Source organism: Mesorhizobium sp. RCAM 05104 (assembly GCF_059683645.1).
On sequence record NZ_CM185033.1, the window covers coordinates 5,098,769 to 5,115,650 of the forward strand.

Genomic DNA, 16,882 nt, shown 5'->3' on the forward strand with positions numbered 1-16,882 from the left:
CCGGTCCGAACACAGGCGGAGGATGCTGCCCACAATACATTCTAAATTCCGCATGTTGACAAACGCGAATAATCAATCGCATTCTTTATCCACGCTGTCCTCAGGGATAACAAGGGGAATTTCGAAGGCAGCGGACTGGCATCGTTTTTGTTCCGTGGCGCCGCTCCGGTGGGAGCGGCAGGTCGTTGAGCGCAGGATTGTCGGTCTCAATCGGTCATCAAAAGCGCGGAGTCGCGATGTCTGTCACGGGTGCGGGTCGTAGTGCGGATCTGATCGTCATCAATGGTCGTGTGCTGACCATGGACGATGACAATCCCGCCGCCGAGGCAGTTGCCATAAAGGACGGCGCCATCCTCGCCATCGGCAGCCGCGCCGCAATCGAAGAGCTCAAGGGGCCGGGCACCAAGGTCATCGACGCCGAGGGCGGTTCGGTGATCCCGGGCTTCATTGAAGCCCACATGCATCTTTTTTCGGGCGCGGCCGAGCTTGCCCATCTGCAGCTGTCGGGCGTCCACGGGTTCGAGGCGCTGCAAAAGGCGATCCGCGACTATGCATCGACACGGCCGGATGCGAAAATGCTGGTCGGGCAGGGCGTCGACTACACCGTGCTCGGCAGCGAGCGGGTGACGCGCCACCATCTCGACGCGATCCTGCCGGACCGGCCTTTCGTCATGGCCGCGCCCGATCATCACACCATGTGGGCCAACACCAAGGCGCTGGAAATGGCCGGCATCCTGCATGGGCGCACGCTTGGTCCGGGCAACGAAATCGTCATGGGCGATGATGGCCTCGCCGCGGGCGAATTGCGCGAGGGCGAAGCCTTCGGCGCGGTGCTCGACCTTGCCGGCGAAAGCCGGGTGCGACTGGGCCTGGCGACCGGCGGCGAGCCGGACCCGATGCCGACAGTGGCCGAGCGGGCCGCCGACCGTGACATCATGCGGCGCGGGCTCGCCTGGTGCGCTCGCCACGGCATCACCTCGATCCAGAACATGGACGGCAACCTCTACCAGCTCGAACTGCTGGCCGAGATCGAGGCCGAGGAAGGGTTGCCGTGCAGGGTGCAGATACCCTTCCACTACAAGAATTTCATGACACTCGACATGCTCGACAAGGCGTCCGACATGGCCGGGCGCTACGACAGCGAATGGCTGTCGTCGGGCATGGTCAAGGTGTTCTACGACGGGGTGCTCGATTCCTGGACCGCTGTCATGGTCGAGCCCTACGCGGACCGTCCGGACTGGGTGGGTGAGCCGCTCTTTACACCACAACAATTCATCGATCTGGCTGTCGCTGCCGACAGACGCGGGCTGCAGATCGCCGTGCATTCGATCGGCGATGGCGCCGTGCGCGCGGTGCTCGACGGTTATGAAGCTGCGCGGAAGGCGAACGGCAAACGCGACAGCCGCCACCGGGTCGAGCACATCGAGGTCATCACGACCACCGACGTGCCGCGCTTCGCCGAACTCGGCGTCATCGCGTCAATGCAACCGCCGCATCCGCCTGGCGCCATGGATTTTCCACTGGAGCCGACAGTATCGCGCATCGGGCCGGCGCGTTGGCCGCTGAGCTATGCCTGGCGGACCTTGAAGGATGCCGGCGCGCATGTCGTCTTCGCGTCGGACTGGCCGGTGTCGCCGATCGATCCGATCCTTGGCATTCAGGCGGCAGTGATGCGCAAACCGTGGGCAGACGGCGACCCGGACCAAAGCTTCTCGCTGCATGAAGCGCTCGCCGGTTATACGGTCGAAGGCGCCTATGCCGAATTCGCGGAGCACCGCAAGGGCTCCCTGCAGCCGGGCTATATGGCCGATCTGGTGGTGCTTTCGGCCGATCTGGAAGCGACCGCGCCGGAGGCGTTGCACAAGGTGCGGCCGGTAACAACGATCTGTGGCGGCAAGGTTACCTATCAGGCCTGGCATGCGGCTTGCTAGCCGAAATGACTGACTGAACTGTGATTCAATGCCGGGCTTGCCAATATACCGGCCTTGTGTTCACATCCAACAGGGGAAGAGCTCCGCCAGCAAGAGTGGGGTCAACAGTGAGGCGTAATCGTGCCGGACAAACCGGATCGGAATGCGATTGAAGTAGTAAACGTCAGCAAAATTTTCGGATCAGGTGAGGGGCAAGTTGCCGCCCTCGACACGGTCTCGGTATCCATCCGCGAGAACGAGTTCTTCACGCTGCTGGGCCCCTCCGGCTGCGGAAAGACGACGTTGCTGCGGCTGATCGCTGGTTTCGACTTTCCAACCGCCGGTGAAATCCTGCTCTACGGCCAGGACATCGCGCCGCTGCCGCCCTTCAAGCGGCCGGTCAACACCGTCTTCCAGTCCTACGCGCTGTTTCCGCATATGACGGTCGCCGACAATATCGGCTTTGGCCTGGAAATGCTGGGCAAGCCGAAGGCCGAGATCAAGGCGCGCGTCGCCGAGATGCTGAAGCTGGTCCAGATGGAGGCGCTGGCGGCCCGTCGCACCAGCCAAATTTCCGGTGGCCAGCAGCAGCGCGTGGCGCTGGCCCGGGCGCTGGCGCCGCAGCCCAAGGTGCTGCTGCTCGACGAACCGCTGTCGGCGCTCGACTACAAGCTGCGCAAGGAGATGCAGATCGAACTGAAGCGGCTGCAGCACGAGACCGGCATCACCTTCATCTTCGTCACCCATGACCAGGAAGAAGCGCTGACGATGTCGGACCGCATCGCGGTGATGTCGTCGGGCAAGATCCTGCAGGTCGGCTCGCCGCGCGACATCTATGACCGGCCATCCGAACGTTTCGTCGCCGATTTCATCGGCGAGTCGAATTTCCTCAAGGCCGATGTGGTTGGTGTGTCCGGGAGCCGGGCGACAGTGAAGCTGTCATCGGGCGCGGAAATCCCGGCCTCGTTACCGGAGGGCCTCGTTCCCAAGGGCAAGGTCACGATCGTCGTGCGCCCCGAACATGCGCAATTGAGTGCCGCCAGCCCCAGTGCTTCCCTGTTGGGCACGCTCGAGAACATCGTCTATCTCGGCACGGATACGCATTTCCATCTGCGTCTTGCCGATGGCGAGCACTTCATCGTGCGGCGCCAGAACAGCCGTGGCGCCGGCGATGGGATCGTGCAGGGCGGCAAGGTCGGCATCCTGATTGGCGGCGATGCCGCCCAGGTCCTGAAGGACTGACGATGGCGACCGCAGAGGAAATCGCCAAGGCAGCGGAGCGGCGCGATATCCGTGATCGCTGGCTTTTGTCAGCGCCGGCGCTGCTGATCATTTTTTTCGCCGCGACCGGCCCGTTGCTGATCGTGCTCGTCTATTCGTTCCTGACACCAGGATCCTATGGCGACGTGAAGTGGCAGTTCTCGCCGGAAGCCTGGATAGCGGTGTTCCTGGAGCGCGATATCTTTGACGATACGCTTTCCGTCGCCGCAGCCCACGTCACCATCTTCCTGCGCTCGATCAAGCTGTCGGTGGTGACAACCATCGCCACCTTGGCGCTTGGCTTCCCGACCGCCTACTTCATGGCGACGCGCAGTGAAAAGACACGCGATCTCTGGCTGTTCCTGATCACGATACCGTTCTGGACCAACCTTCTGATCCGCACCTTCGCGGTGCTGCAGATCATCCGCAACGAAGGCATCATCAACACGGTACTGCTCAAGCTCGGCATCATCTCGGCGCCGATCCAGATTCTCTACACCGACACGGCGATCCTGATCGGCATGGCCTATGTCTATCTGCCGCTGATGGTGCTGCCGATCTATGCCAGCATGGAAAAGCTCGATTTCCGCCTGGTCGAGGCGGGTTATGATCTCTATGCGACGCGCTTCAAGGTGCTTCGGAAGATCATTTTCCCGCTGGTCAAACCCGGCGTCATCGCCGGCTCCATCCTGGTCTTCATTCCAGCACTTGGCGCCTATGTGACGCCAAGCGTGCTTGGCGGCGGCAAGAACATGATGCTTTCCAACCTGATCGAATTGCAGTTCGGGCAAGGCCGCAACTGGCCGCTTGGCTCGGCGCTGTCGATCGCGGTCATGATCATCGTCATGGTGGCGCTGCTTGCCTATGTGCGCAACGCCGGCAAGTCGGGGGTGCGTCATGGCTAATCGCTTTTCCATCAAGCATCAGCCGGGATTCACCGCGATCGCCGCGACCTGCTTTATCGTGCTCTATCTGCCGATCATCGTGCTGGTCGTCTACGCTTTCAACGCGGCGACATCGACATCGGAATGGGGTGGCTTCTCGCTCAAATGGTTCCAGTCGGCGTGGCAGAACACGCAGGTCATCGATGCGACCCTGCGCTCCTTCCAGATCGGCGCCATCGCGGCGATATTCTCCACCATCTTCGCCACCATGGCCGCGCTCGCCACGACACGCACGGCGCCCTATCCGGGCCTGACGTTCAAATACGCGGCGATCAACCAGCCGCTGATGGTGCCTGAGATCGTCACCGGCGTGGCGCTGCTGATCTTTTTCTCGCGCATCAAGATCTTCACCGGCTACTCCGGCCTCGGCTACCTGATCGCGGCGCACACGGCCTTCTGCATTCCGTTCGCCTATCTGCCGATCAGGGCGCGTCTTGAAAACATGGACCTGACGCTGGAGCGCGCCGCCGCCGACCTCTACGCGACGCCGTGGCGGACCTTCAGGCGCATCACGCTGCCACTGCTGTGGCCCGGTATTCTGGCCGGCCTGATGCTGGCTTTCGTCATTTCACTCGACGATGTTGTCATCACCGAATTCGTCAAGTCGGGAGGCCAGGATACGCTGCCCACCTACATGCTCGGCCAGATACGCCGCGGCATAACGCCTGAGATAAACGCGATATCGACCGTGTTCCTGCTCTTGTCGGTCGCTATCGTGACGTTGTTCTTCTTCATCAGCAGGAAACGAGACTGAATCTGAAAATGGGAGTTAACACCATGAACTGGAAGACAACAGCGACCGCCATGGGGTTGGCGCTGCTCGCATCGACGAGCCTGGCTCGCGCCGATGGCGAACTGAACATCTACAATTGGGGCAACTACACCAGCCCCGACGTGATCAAGAAGTTCGAAGCGAAATACAACGTCAAGGTGACCATCACCGACTACGATTCCAACGATACCGCGCTGGCCAAGGTTCGCCAGGGCGGCACCGGTTTCGACATCGCGGTTCCGTCACAGACCTACGTGCCGATCTGGATCAAGGAAGGCCTCGTCCAGGAGACAGATCCGGGCAAGATGGAGAACTTCAAGAACGTGGCGCCGGAATGGGCCAATCCCGATTTCGACCCGGGCCGCAAATATTCGGTGCCGTGGGCCCTAGGCACTGTCGGCGTCGTCGTCAACACCGACGCCTACAAGGGACCGGCTGACAGCTGGGGCATCATCTTCAACACCCCGGATGAGTTGAAGGGCAAGGTCAATGTCGTTCCCGAAATGAACGACGTCATCTTCGCGGCGATCAAGTATGTCGGCGGCCAGCAGTGCACCACCGACAAGGACGTGCTGAAGAAGGTGCGCGACACGCTTGTCGCGGCCAAGCCGAACTGGATCGCGATGGAGTACAACACCATCGAGAAGATGGGCGCCGGCGATTTCAAGGCGACCAGCGACTGGAACGGCTCGGCGCTGCGTCAGCGGCTGGCCAACCCGGCCATCCATTACAATTATCCGAAAGAAGGCTTTGGCCTGTGGAGCGACAATGTGGTCGTTCTGAAGGAAGCCAAGAATGTCGAGAACGCCAAGCTGTTCCAGAACTTCATCATGGATCCGGAAAACGCGGCAGGTCTCTCGGCTTTCCACCGCTACGCCAACGCCATCGTCGGCTCGGACAAGTACATGCCTGCCGACATGAAGGACGCACCGGAAGTCGTCATTCCGGCAGCCGACAAGCCGCATGCCGAGTTGCAGCAGATGTGTGCTCCGGAAATCCAGGACATCTACACCAAGATCTGGACCGAACTGCAGAAGTAACGGCCTTTCGACGGACCCGGCGGTACACGCCGCCGGGTCCGTTTTCATGTTCACCGGGGCTCGGCTTCATGGACTCCTACCGCAATTCCGATCCGCGGCCGCCGATCATGCAGGGCTCGCCGCCCGTCATGGTGCCGCCGAAGCTCGACTGGGATCGGCCGCCGTGGAACCGCTGGGCGTTCCAGCACATCCGGGAAATCCTGCCAACCGCCGAAGTCTGGCGCGGCAACGGCCATCGCCATCGTCTCGAACGCGCCGAGGTCGATCTTGACGGGCTGGCGGTCGAGGACAGCGAGGGCAAGCCGACGACGCTCGCCGGGCTGCTCGACGAGACCTACACCGATGGCTTCCTGGTGCTCAAGCACGGCAAGGTCGCCTACGAACGCTATTTCAACGGCATGGGCGAGCGCACGCTGCACCTGTCGCAGTCGATGGCGAAGTCCGTCACCGGCTCGGTGTTCGGCATATTGGTCGGCCGCGGCCTGATCGATCCGGCCAAGCCGGTGACGACCTATCTGCCGGAACTGGCGCAAACAGGCTGGGCCGGCGCCAGCGTCCAGCACGTGCTCGACATGACGAGCGGGGTGCGGTTCTCCGAGGAGTATACCGACCGCTATTCCGACATCGGTCAGGTCGATGTCGCCACCGGGTGGAAGCCGGTGCCGCCGGGCAGCGATCCGGCCTTCCGCTGGCCCTCGCATGTGTTCGAGCTGATCCTGGGCTTGAAGGAAACGGTCCGCCCGCATGGGGCCGCGTTCGAGTACCGCTCGATCGAGACCGATGTGCTCGCCTTCATCATGGAACGGGTGACGGGCAAGCGTCTGCCGCAGCTGGTTTCGGAAGAACTCTGGCAGAAGCTCGGCACCGATGAAAGCGCCTGCTTCACCGTCGACAGCGCCGGCTATGCGGTGGCCGATGGTGGCTTCAACGCAACGCTGCGCGACTATGGCCGCTTTGGCCAGCTGATCCTCGACAATGGCGGCGGCATCGTGCCGGCCGATTGGATCGAGGCGACGCGCAATGGCAGGCACGGACCAGATTTCAGCCCCAGCCTGCCGGAAGGCAGCTATCGCAACCAGTTCTGGGTCGAGGATCCGCGCTCGCGCGCGCTGATGTGCCGGGGCGTGTTCGGACAGATGATCCATATCGACTGGAACACCGGAATGGTCGTGGTGAAGCTTTCGACCTATCCGGATTTCAGCAATATCGCCTATTCCATGGCGACGCTGAAGGCCGTGCACGCCATCGCCGCCGCACTCAGCTAAATCCCAAAAGAAACGACCCGGAAGGAAACGCCATGACCGGCAAGACCGCGTTCGAGACCCGCCATGGCTTCCGCCGCAACGAGGTGCTGCTCGCCAACTGGCGCGAAAACCCGTTCAACCGCTGGTCGTTCCAGAATCTGGGCGAACTGGTGCCGACCGCACGCGTGGCGGCAGCGCCGGGCGTCGTCGAGGCGCCGGTGCGGGATCTGAGTGGCCTGCTTGGCGACAAGGTCACGGTGGCGAGCGCTCCCGAGACGGTGGCCGAGTTCCTCGTACGATCGAGCACCGATGCGCTGACGGTGATGAAGGGTGGCCAGATCGTCGGCGACTGGTTCGCGCCGCACATGGATTTCGGCGCCCGCCACATCATCTTTTCGATCAGCAAGTCGCTGACCGCGATTGTCGCCGGCATACTGGAAGGCGAGGGGTCGTTCGACCCGGAAGCGCCGGTGACGGCCTACATCCCTGAAGCCGCTGGCTCAGCCTATGGCGATGCGAGCGTGCGGCATGTGCTCGACATGAGCGTCAGCCTCGATTTCGAGGAAGCCTATCTGGACCCGGAAAGCGCCTTTGCCCGCTATCGCCGCGCCACGCTGTGGAACCCGGGCGGCGGCACGGAAAGCCTGCGCGAATTCATCCTGACGCTGCGGCGGCTGGCCGAGCCGCATGGCCAGACCTTCCGCTACCGCTCGCCCAATTCCGACCTGCTCGGCATCCTGCTCGAGCGGGCGTCCGGCCAGCGCTTCAACGACCTGATGCGCGAGAAGCTGTGGCTGCCGCTCGGCGCCTTCAGCGAAGCCTCGATCGGCGTCGACATGGAAGGCACGGCGCGTACCGCCGGCGGCATTTCGGTGACGCCGCGCGATCTGGCCCGTGTCGGCGAAATGATGCGGCAAGGCGGCATGGCCAATGGCCAGCGCATCGTGCCGGAGGCCTGGGTGCGCGACACGACCAGCACCGGCGGCAGTTCCGAAGCCTGGCAGCGCGGCACGATGGCGCTGCTGTTTCCCAAGGGCCGCTATCGCAACAAATGGTACCAGACCGGTGCCGAGAACGGCGCCTATTGCGGCATCGGCATACATGGCCAATGGCTCTATGTCGATCCGAAGGCCGAAGTGGTGATCGCCAAGATGTCGTCGCAGCCGGAGCCGGTCGACGATCCGCTCGATGTCGAGATCGTCGCCTTTTTCGAGGCCCTGAGCCGGATGGTCTAAGGTGTGCTGATATTCAGGTGATGCCGGCCTGCAAACGACGGCTTTCTGCGCTTCCGGTGCTCACGGACCTGAATGTCCGCTCCGCTCCGGTTCTCGAAAGCCATCGTTTTCGCCTCGGCCTAACCTGAATCTCAACACACCTTAAGACCGCGCCTGAGCGCCAAGTCAGCCCGTGCTTTCCTGTGGACCGCCGGACTGATGGAAACGCGGCGGTTGGCGGACTGGAAGTCTGCGCCTATGGTCGCCGCTCTTTTCGACGAGAGCAGGAACGACATGGCATCCGACATCAAGCGCATCGCAGCCATCATCGCGGCCGAGATCGCCGCGCGGCCCGAACAGGCGGCCGCGGCGATCGAACTGCTCGACGAGGGCGCGACGGTTCCGTTCGTGGCGCGTTACCGCAAGGAGGTGACCGGCGGGCTGGACGATACGCAGCTGCGGCTGCTTTCCGAGCGTCTTGCCTATCTGCGCGAACTCGACGCGCGCCGCGACACCATCCTCGGTTCCATCCGCGAGCAGGGCAAGCTGACCACGGAGCTTGAAGGCAAGATCATCGCCGCCACCACCAAGGCGGAACTGGAAGACATCTATCTGCCTTACAAGCCGAAGCGGCGCACCAAGGCCGAGATTGCCAGGGAGCGTGGGCTGGGGCCACTGGCGGAGGCCATCCTCGCGAACCGCGCATTGGTGCCTGCCGAGCTGGCGCTCACCTATGTCACCGAGGAGGTGGCCGACGCCAAGGCGGCGCTCGACGGTGCGCGCGATATCCTGTCGGAACAATTCGCCGAGAATGCCGACCTGGTCGGCAAATTGCGGACCTACATGAAGGAGCGCGCCTTCATGCGCGCCAGGGTGGTCGACGGCAAGCAGGAGGCTGGCGCGAAGTTCTCCGACTATTTCGACCATGTCGAGCGCTGGGCAAATGTGCCGAGCCACCGGGCGCTGGCAATGCTGCGCGGCCGCAACGAGGAAGTGCTGTCGCTCGATATCGAGGTCGATGCCGATGACACCTCGCCGGTGAAGCCGGTCGAGCGGATGATCGCCAATGCCTATGCCATCGGCGGCAGCCTGCCGGGCGATCGCTGGTTGATGGAGGTCGCCGGTTGGACCTGGCGGATCAAACTGTCGCTGCACCTGACGCTCGACCTGATGCGCGACCTGCGCGAGCGGGCCGAGGAGGAAGCGATCCACGTCTTTGCCCGCAACCTCAAGGATCTGTTGTTGGCCGCGCCCGCCGGTTCGCGTGCCACGATGGGCCTGGATCCCGGCATCCGCACCGGCATCAAGGTGGCTGTGGTGGACGGCACCGGCAAGGTGCTGACAACGACGACGGTCTATCCGTTTCCGCCGAAGAACGATGTGCGTGGCACGCAGGCGGAACTCGCCAAGCTCATTCGCCTGCACAAGGTCGAGCTGATTTCGATCGGCAACGGCACCGGCAGCCGCGAGACGGAAAAGCTGGTGGCGGACATGCTGTCCGACATGCCGTCGGATTCAGGGCCGAAGCCGCTCAAGGTGATCGTCAGCGAAGCGGGCGCCTCGGTCTATTCGGCATCGGCGACGGCGGCAGCGGAATTCCCCGGCCTCGACGTGTCGCTGCGCGGCGCGGTGTCGATCGCGCGGCGCCTGCAGGATCCGCTCGCCGAACTGGTCAAGATCGAGCCCAAGTCGATCGGCGTCGGCCAGTACCAGCATGATGTCGACCAGTACCGGCTCGGCCGTTCGCTGGAAGCGGTGGTCGAGGACGCGGTCAACGCGGTTGGCGTCGATCTCAACACCGCTTCGGCGCCGTTGCTGGCGCGAGTCTCGGGTCTCGGCGCATCGCTGGCCGACGCCATCGTCGCGCATCGCGATGCGACCGGACCCTTCGCCAGCCGGCGCGACCTGTTGAAGGTGCCGCGCCTTGGACCGCGCGCGTTCGAACAATCCGCCGGCTTCCTGCGCATTGCCAATGGCAGCGAGCCGCTCGATGCCTCGTCGGTGCATCCGGAGGCCTATGGCGTGGCCAAGAAGATCGTTGCCGCCTGCGGGCGCGATGTCCGCTCATTGATGGGCGACAGTGCCGCGCTCAAAGCGCTCGACCCGCGTGTCTTCGTCGATGAGCGTTTCGGCCTGCCGACGGTGCGCGACATCCTGGCGGAGCTGGAAAAGCCTGGCCGCGATCCGCGACCCGGTTTCAAGACCGCGACATTCGCCGACGGCATCGACGACATCAAGGATTTGAAGCCCGGCATGCTGCTGGAAGGCACCGTCACCAATGTCGCCGCCTTCGGCGCCTTCGTCGATATTGGCGTGCACCAGGACGGACTGGTGCACGTCTCGCAACTCGCCGACCGGTTCATCAAGGACGCGCATGAGGTGGTCAAGGCTGGCGACGTGGTCAAGGTGCGCGTCGTCGACGTTGACATCAAGCGCAAGCGCATCGCGCTCTCCATGCGCAAGGATGGTGGCGAGGGTGGCGCACCGAAAGGCGGGCCGCGCGACAATGGCGGCGGCAGGCCAGCGCCACGTTCGCCGGCGCCACAGCGCCAGCCGGAACGCCCGGCCCAGCAAGGCGCGTTCGGTGCGGCGCTGGCCGATGCGCTGAAGCGGAAGTAGCTACCACGCCAGAACGGCCGGCTCTTTCTCAACCTGGCCCAGCAGCCAGTCACGAAAGCTGGCGACGGGCGGATGGCCGCGCTTGTCGTGGGGGACGACGAGATAATAGGCGCTGCGGCTCTGCATGGGCTGGCCGGGTGCCGGCACCAGCTGGCCGCGCTGCAATTCGCCAGCGATGAGGATCAGCGGCAACAGCGCCACGCCGAGTCCCGCCATGCAGGCCTGGGCGGCGGTGCCGAACTGTTCGAACTGCATGCCCGGCCCGGTCGGCGCGCTCAGGCCCTGATGCTCGAACCATTCGGTCCAGGCGCCAGGACGCGTCGCCATGTGCAGCAGCGGCAAGCGGCCGATATCGGCCGGGGTGGCGATGGCGCGGCCGGCGAGGAATTCGGGTGATGCGACAGGCGCCACCGTCTCGCGCACCAGCAGCGTCGAGTCGGCCTCGGGCCAGTCGGGCAAGCCATAGTGGATGGCGGCATCCAGCCGCTCGCGAGCGAAGTCGAAGCGGCCAACGCGAGTGACGAAGTTGATGGTGATATCAGGGTTGTTTTCGACAAAATTGGGGATCATCGGCATCAGCCAGCGCGTGCCGAAGGTCGGCAGGATGGCCAGGTTCAGGATGCCACTATGCCGATTGCTCATCAATCCGAGCGCTGCATCACGCAATTGGCCAAGCGCCGAACGCACCGCCTCGGCGTAGATTTCACCCGGTGCCGACAGCCTGACATTGCGGCTGTCGCGCTCGAACAGCCGGCGGCCGAATTGATCCTCCAGCAATCTTATCTGCCGGCTGACGGCGCCCTGGGTGAGGTCCAGTTCCTGGGCGGCGGCGGTGAAGCTGCCAAGACGAGCCACCGCCTCGAAGGCGGCAAGAGCGCTGATGTTGGGCAAAAGGCGGCGCTGGACATTCATCATCCATTACTAACGCTCATTGATCGGTGAAGCAATTTCGTTTGATTTTTTCAGGCCGCGGGCCGATAAGCCGGGCCAAGATTTTGCTTCACGCGTGTCGTTGTTCCCAAAGCCACTGAGCACTTTGGTCGGCATGCACGAGTCTGGGAGAACGCCATGGCCGCCGACAAGAATACATTCGTCTGGGAAGACCCGTTCCTGATCGAGGACCAGCTTTCGGAAGACGAGCGCATGGTGCGCGACGGTGCGGCGGCTTTCGCCGCCGACAAGCTGGCGCCCAGGATCGAGGACGCCTATCTCAATGAAAAGACCGATGCCGGCATCTTTCGCGAGATGGGCGAGGCCGGCCTGCTCGGCATCACCATCCCGGAAGAGTATGGTGGTCTCGGCGCCAATTATGTGACTTACGGGCTGGTGGCGCGCGAGGTCGAGCGCGTCGATTCCGGCTACCGCTCGATGATGAGCGTCCAGTCCTCGCTGGTGATGTACCCGATTCACGCCTATGGCTCCGAAGAGCAGCGCAAGAAGTACCTGCCCAAGCTCGCCAGCGGTGAGTGGATTGGCTGCTTCGGCCTGACCGAGCCGGATGCAGGCTCGGACCCAGGCGGCATGAAGACGCGCGCCGAGAAGACGGCGAACGGCTACAAGCTCAGCGGCTCCAAGATGTGGATTTCCAACGCGCCGATCGCCGACGTGTTCGTCGTCTGGGCGAAGTTGAAGGGCGAGAACGGCAAGGACGAGATTCGCGGCTTCGTGCTGGAAAAGGGCATGAAGGGGCTTTCGGCGCCGAAGATCGGCGGCAAGCTGTCGCTGCGGGCGTCGATCACCGGCGAAGTGGTGATGGAAGGCGTCGAAGTCGGCGAGGATGCGCTGCTGCCCAACGCCAGGGGCCTTGGCGGCCCGTTCGGCTGCCTCAACCGGGCTCGCTACGGCATCTCCTGGGGCTCGATGGGAGCCGCGGAAGATTGCTGGCACCGCGCCCGCCAGTACGGCCTCGACCGCAAGCAGTTCGGCAAGCCGCTGGCCGGCACGCAGCTTTACCAGAAGAAGCTCGCCGACATGCAGACCGAGATTGCCCTGGCGCTGCAGGCGTCGTTGCGGGTCGGGCGGCTGATGGACGAAGGCAAGATGGCGCCGGAAATGATCTCGATCGTCAAGCGCAACAATTGCGGTAAGGCGCTCGACATCGCCCGCCAGGCCCGCGACATGCATGGCGGCAACGGCATCCAGATCGGCTACCACGTCATGCGCCACGCGCAGAACCTGGAGACGGTCAACACCTATGAGGGCACGCACGACGTGCATGCGCTGATCCTCGGCAGGGCGCAGACAGGCATCCAGGCGTTCTTCTAAGCTGTGTCGATATTCAGGTGATGCCGGCCTGCAAATGGCGGTTTCCTGCGCTTCCGGTGCTCACGTCCGAAAAGTACGCTCCGCTCCGGTTCTCGGTATCAACCATTTTCGACAGGGCCTGACCTGAATCTCAACACGCCTTAAGCCGGCTTCGGCTGCTTAAATTAGGTGCACCGCAACATCTCTGCTTGGAGAATGGCCGGCAGATGTGTCAGGGTTCGGCGATCGAAACGCCGACTTCCGGGGCACCATGGCAATTCTGGCAGCCGTCTACCACCTGACCCACTACAAATATGACCGGCCGGTGGTTCTCGGCCCTCAGGTCATCAGGCTGCAGCCGGCGCCGCACTCCCGCACCAAGGTGTTGAGCCATTCGCTCAAGGTCGAGCCGGCAAACCACTTCGTCAACCTGCAGCAGGACCCCTACGGCAACTTCCTCGCCCGCTTCGTCTTTCCCGAGCCGGTGACGGAGCTGAAGATCGAGGTCGACCTCGTCGCCGACATGACGGTCTACAATCCGTTCGATTTCTTCGTCGAACCGTCGGCCGAGACATTTCCGTTCGAGTACCCGGAAGAGATACGCGACGATCTCACCATCTACCGGACACCCGAACCGGCGGGACCGCTGCTCTCGGCATTCCTGAAAACCATCGACACCAGCCCGAAGAACACGGTCAATTTCCTCGTCGACCTCAATGCCCGGCTGCAGCGCGAGATCGCCTATATCGTGCGCATGGAGACCGGCGTGTTCTCGCCGGAGGAAACGCTGGCCGCGGCCAAGGGATCGTGCCGCGATTCGAGCTGGCTGCTGGTGCAGATCCTGCGCAGTCTCGGCATCGCCGCGCGCTTCGTCTCCGGCTACCTGATCCAGCTCAAGCCCGATCTCGTCGCGCTCGATGGACCGCCGGGAACCGCTGTCGACTTCACCGATCTGCATGCCTGGTGCGAGGTCTATCTTCCCGGCGCCGGCTGGATCGGCTTCGACCCGACCTCCGGCCTGCTCACCGGCGAAAGCCATGTGCCGCTCGCCGCCACGCCGCATTTCCGCAATGCGGCCCCTATTTCCGGCATGGCGAGCTTCGCCAACGTGGAGTTCGGTTTCGAGATGCGGGTCGACCGCATCGCCGAGCATCCGCGCATCACCAAGCCGTTCTCGGACGAAAGCTGGCAGGCGCTCGATGCGCTCGGCAACAAGGTCGATGCGGCACTTGCGGCCGGAGACGTGCGGCTGACGATGGGCGGCGAGCCGACCTTCGTGTCTATCGATGATTTCGAGTCTGCCGAATGGAACACCGCCGCCGTCGGTCCGACCAAGCGCGAAAAGGCCGACGCGCTGATCCGCAAACTGCGCGAACGGTTCGCGCCCGGCGGCTTCCTGCATTACGGCCAGGGCAAATGGTATCCCGGCGAGAGCCTGCCGCGCTGGACCTTCTCGCTTTACTGGCGCGCCGACGGCGAGCCGGTATGGAGCGATCCGTCGCTGATCGCGCGTGAAAAGAGCGAAGCCGATATCGGGCCGAAGCAGGCCGAGAGCCTGCTCACCGCGATCGCCGGCGAACTCGGCATCGACAAGACCATGGTCAGCGAAGCCTATGAGGACCCGGCCGAGTGGCTGCTCAAGGAAGGCAAGCTGCCTGATAATGTCGATCCGTCCAATTCCAAGCTCGAAGACCCGGAAGAGCGCAGCCGCATGGCGAAAGTGTTCGAACGCGGGCTGACCAAGCCGTCGGGCTATGTGCTGCCGGTGCAGCGCTGGAACAGCCAGGCGTCCGGACCGCGCTGGCGCTCGGAAAAATGGAAGACGCGGCGCGGCCGGCTGTTCCTGGTGCCGGGCGATTCACCGGTCGGCTACCGCTTGCCGCTCGGCACGCTGCCCTATGTGCCGCCGGCGCAGTTCCCCTATATCGTGCCGGTCGATCCCTCGCTGCCGCGCGGGCCGCTGCTGGCACGCGAGGCTATTTTGCCCACCGTTGCTCCGGCAGGGCTGGAAGGCGCCGATGAAATGGCGCACCGCCAGCAGGCGGCGTCGTTCACGCCGGCGACCGGCCAGCAGGACCGGGTCGAGCAGGAGATCACCGAGATCGGCGGCGCGGTGCGCACCGCGCTTTCGGTTGAACCGCGCGACGGGCGGCTCTGCGTGTTCATGCCGCCGGTCGAGGCGCTGGAGGACTATCTGGAGCTGGTCGCGGCGGCCGAAAACGCGGCAAAGGCGATCGGCCTGCCCGTGCATATCGAGGGCTATGGACCGCCGCACGATCCGCGCCTCAACGTCATCCGCGTCGCCCCCGACCCCGGCGTCATCGAGGTCAACATCCATCCGGCTTCCAACTGGCAGGATTGCGTGGCGACGACGACGGCGATCTACGAGGAGGCGCGGTTGACGCGGCTCGGCGCCGACAAGTTCATGATCGACGGCCGCCACACCGGCACAGGCGGCGGCAACCATGTCGTGGTCGGCGGTGCAACGCCCAATGACAGCCCGTTCCTGCGCCGGCCCGATTTGTTGAAGAGCCTGGTGCTGCAATGGCAGCGGCATCCGTCGCTGTCCTACCTGTTCTCCGGCCTGTTCATCGGCCCGACCAGCCAGGCACCGCGCTTCGACGAAGCCCGTCACGATTCGCTCTACGAGCTCGAGATCGCCATGGCGCAGGTGCCGCATCCGGACAAGGGCGCGGCACCCCTGCCGTGGCTGGTCGACAGGCTGTTCCGCAACCTGTTGACCGACGTCACCGGCAACACGCACCGCTCGGAAATCTGCATCGACAAACTGTTCTCGCCGGATGGCCCGACCGGCCGGCTCGGCCTGGTCGAATTCCGCGGCTTCGAGATGCCGCCCAATTCGCGCATGTCGCTGGCGCAGCAGCTTCTGGTCCGTGCCATTATTGCCCGCGCGTGGAAGAACCCGCTCGACGGCCGCTTCGTGCGCTGGGGCACGTCGCTGCACGATCGTTTCATGCTGCCACATTATGTCTGGGCCGATTTTCTCGACGTGCTCGACGATCTCAAGCTCAACGGTTTCGAGTTCCGTCCGGAATGGTTCGACGCCCAGCTCGAGTTCCGCTTCCCGTATTGCGGCGAGGTGCAGCATGCCGGCATCAAGCTGGAGTTGCGGCAGGCGCTGGAGCCGTGGCATGTCATGGGCGAGCAAGGCGCCATCGGCGGCACCGTGCGTTTCGTCGATTCCTCGGTCGAGCGGCTGCAGGTCAAGACCGAAGGCCTCAATCCGGAACGCCATGCCATCGTCTGCAACGGCCGCATCGTGCCGATGAAGGTCACCGACAACCGCGAGGTGGCGGTGGCCGGTGTGCGCTTCAAGGCCTGGCAGCCAGCTTCGGGCCTGCATCCGGCGCTGCCGGTCAACACGCCGCTGGTCTTCGACATCTATGACCGCTGGTCGGGCCGTGCGGTCGGTGGCTGCGTCTACCATGTCGCGCATCCCGGCGGGCGCAACTACGACACCTTCCCGGTCAACGGCAACGAGGCGGAGGCACGGCGGCTCGCCCGCTTCGAACCGCGCGGCCACACGCCGTCCGGCTATGTGCTGCGCGAGGAACAACCGGCGGAAGATTTCCCGATGACCCTTGACCTTCGGCGGCCGGCAAGACTCTGATCAG

Annotated in this window: 11 protein-coding genes; 10 read left to right on the forward strand and 1 reads right to left on the reverse strand. The window is 63.8% G+C overall.

Annotated features, from left to right (window positions below; translation table 11 throughout):
• Positions 1-236 precede the first annotated feature (236 nt).
• The 8 genes from AC56QP_RS25010 (at position 237) to AC56QP_RS25045 (ending at position 11,003) form a co-directional block, all read left to right on the forward strand.
• Positions 237-1,931 (forward strand): amidohydrolase, encoded by a 1,695-nt coding sequence (locus AC56QP_RS25010; protein ID WP_497103679.1) that lies wholly within the window; start codon positions 237-239, stop codon positions 1,929-1,931.
• A 120-nt stretch (positions 1,932-2,051) separates the two neighbouring features.
• A complete protein-coding gene (locus AC56QP_RS25015) occupies positions 2,052-3,152 on the forward strand; it encodes an ABC transporter ATP-binding protein (protein WP_489863036.1) in 1,101 nt (366 codons plus the stop codon).
• Positions 3,153-3,154: 2 nt separating this feature from the next.
• A complete protein-coding gene (locus AC56QP_RS25020) occupies positions 3,155-4,075 on the forward strand; it encodes an ABC transporter permease (RefSeq protein WP_489863035.1) in 921 nt (306 codons plus the stop codon).
• Complete coding sequence (locus AC56QP_RS25025) at positions 4,068-4,868, forward strand: ABC transporter permease (RefSeq protein ID WP_256751560.1); 801 nt, start codon at positions 4,068-4,070, stop codon at positions 4,866-4,868. Before AC56QP_RS25020 ends, AC56QP_RS25025 begins: the two co-directional genes overlap by 8 nt.
• A gap of 23 nt (positions 4,869-4,891) precedes the next feature.
• Positions 4,892-5,926 (forward strand): extracellular solute-binding protein, encoded by a 1,035-nt coding sequence (locus AC56QP_RS25030; protein ID WP_256751561.1) that lies wholly within the window; start codon positions 4,892-4,894, stop codon positions 5,924-5,926.
• Positions 5,927-5,994: 68 nt separating this feature from the next.
• Entirely contained in the window at positions 5,995-7,191 is a 1,197-nt protein-coding gene (locus AC56QP_RS25035) for a serine hydrolase domain-containing protein (protein WP_489863034.1), read from the forward strand.
• A 32-nt stretch (positions 7,192-7,223) separates the two neighbouring features.
• On the forward strand, positions 7,224-8,405 hold the full coding sequence (locus tag AC56QP_RS25040; protein WP_489863033.1) for a serine hydrolase domain-containing protein: 1,182 nt from the start codon (positions 7,224-7,226) through the stop codon (positions 8,403-8,405).
• 273 nt (positions 8,406-8,678) lie between these two features.
• Positions 8,679-11,003, forward strand: a complete 2,325-nt coding sequence (locus AC56QP_RS25045; RefSeq protein ID WP_489863523.1) for a Tex family protein — start codon at positions 8,679-8,681, stop codon at positions 11,001-11,003.
• Here the strand turns inward: AC56QP_RS25045 and AC56QP_RS25050 are convergent, their stop codons facing one another.
• Positions 11,004-11,915, reverse strand: a complete 912-nt coding sequence (locus AC56QP_RS25050; protein WP_489863522.1) for a LysR family transcriptional regulator — start codon at positions 11,913-11,915, stop codon at positions 11,004-11,006.
• A gap of 156 nt (positions 11,916-12,071) precedes the next feature.
• Here AC56QP_RS25050 and AC56QP_RS25055 point away from each other — a divergent pair, with 156 nt between their 5' ends.
• Both AC56QP_RS25055 and AC56QP_RS25060 read left to right on the forward strand, forming a co-directional pair.
• Entirely contained in the window at positions 12,072-13,268 is a 1,197-nt protein-coding gene (locus AC56QP_RS25055; protein ID WP_489863032.1) for an acyl-CoA dehydrogenase, read from the forward strand.
• Between the two features lie 250 nt (positions 13,269-13,518).
• Complete coding sequence (locus tag AC56QP_RS25060; protein WP_497103680.1) at positions 13,519-16,878, forward strand: transglutaminase family protein; 3,360 nt, start codon at positions 13,519-13,521, stop codon at positions 16,876-16,878.
• Positions 16,879-16,882: the final 4 nt, after the last annotated feature.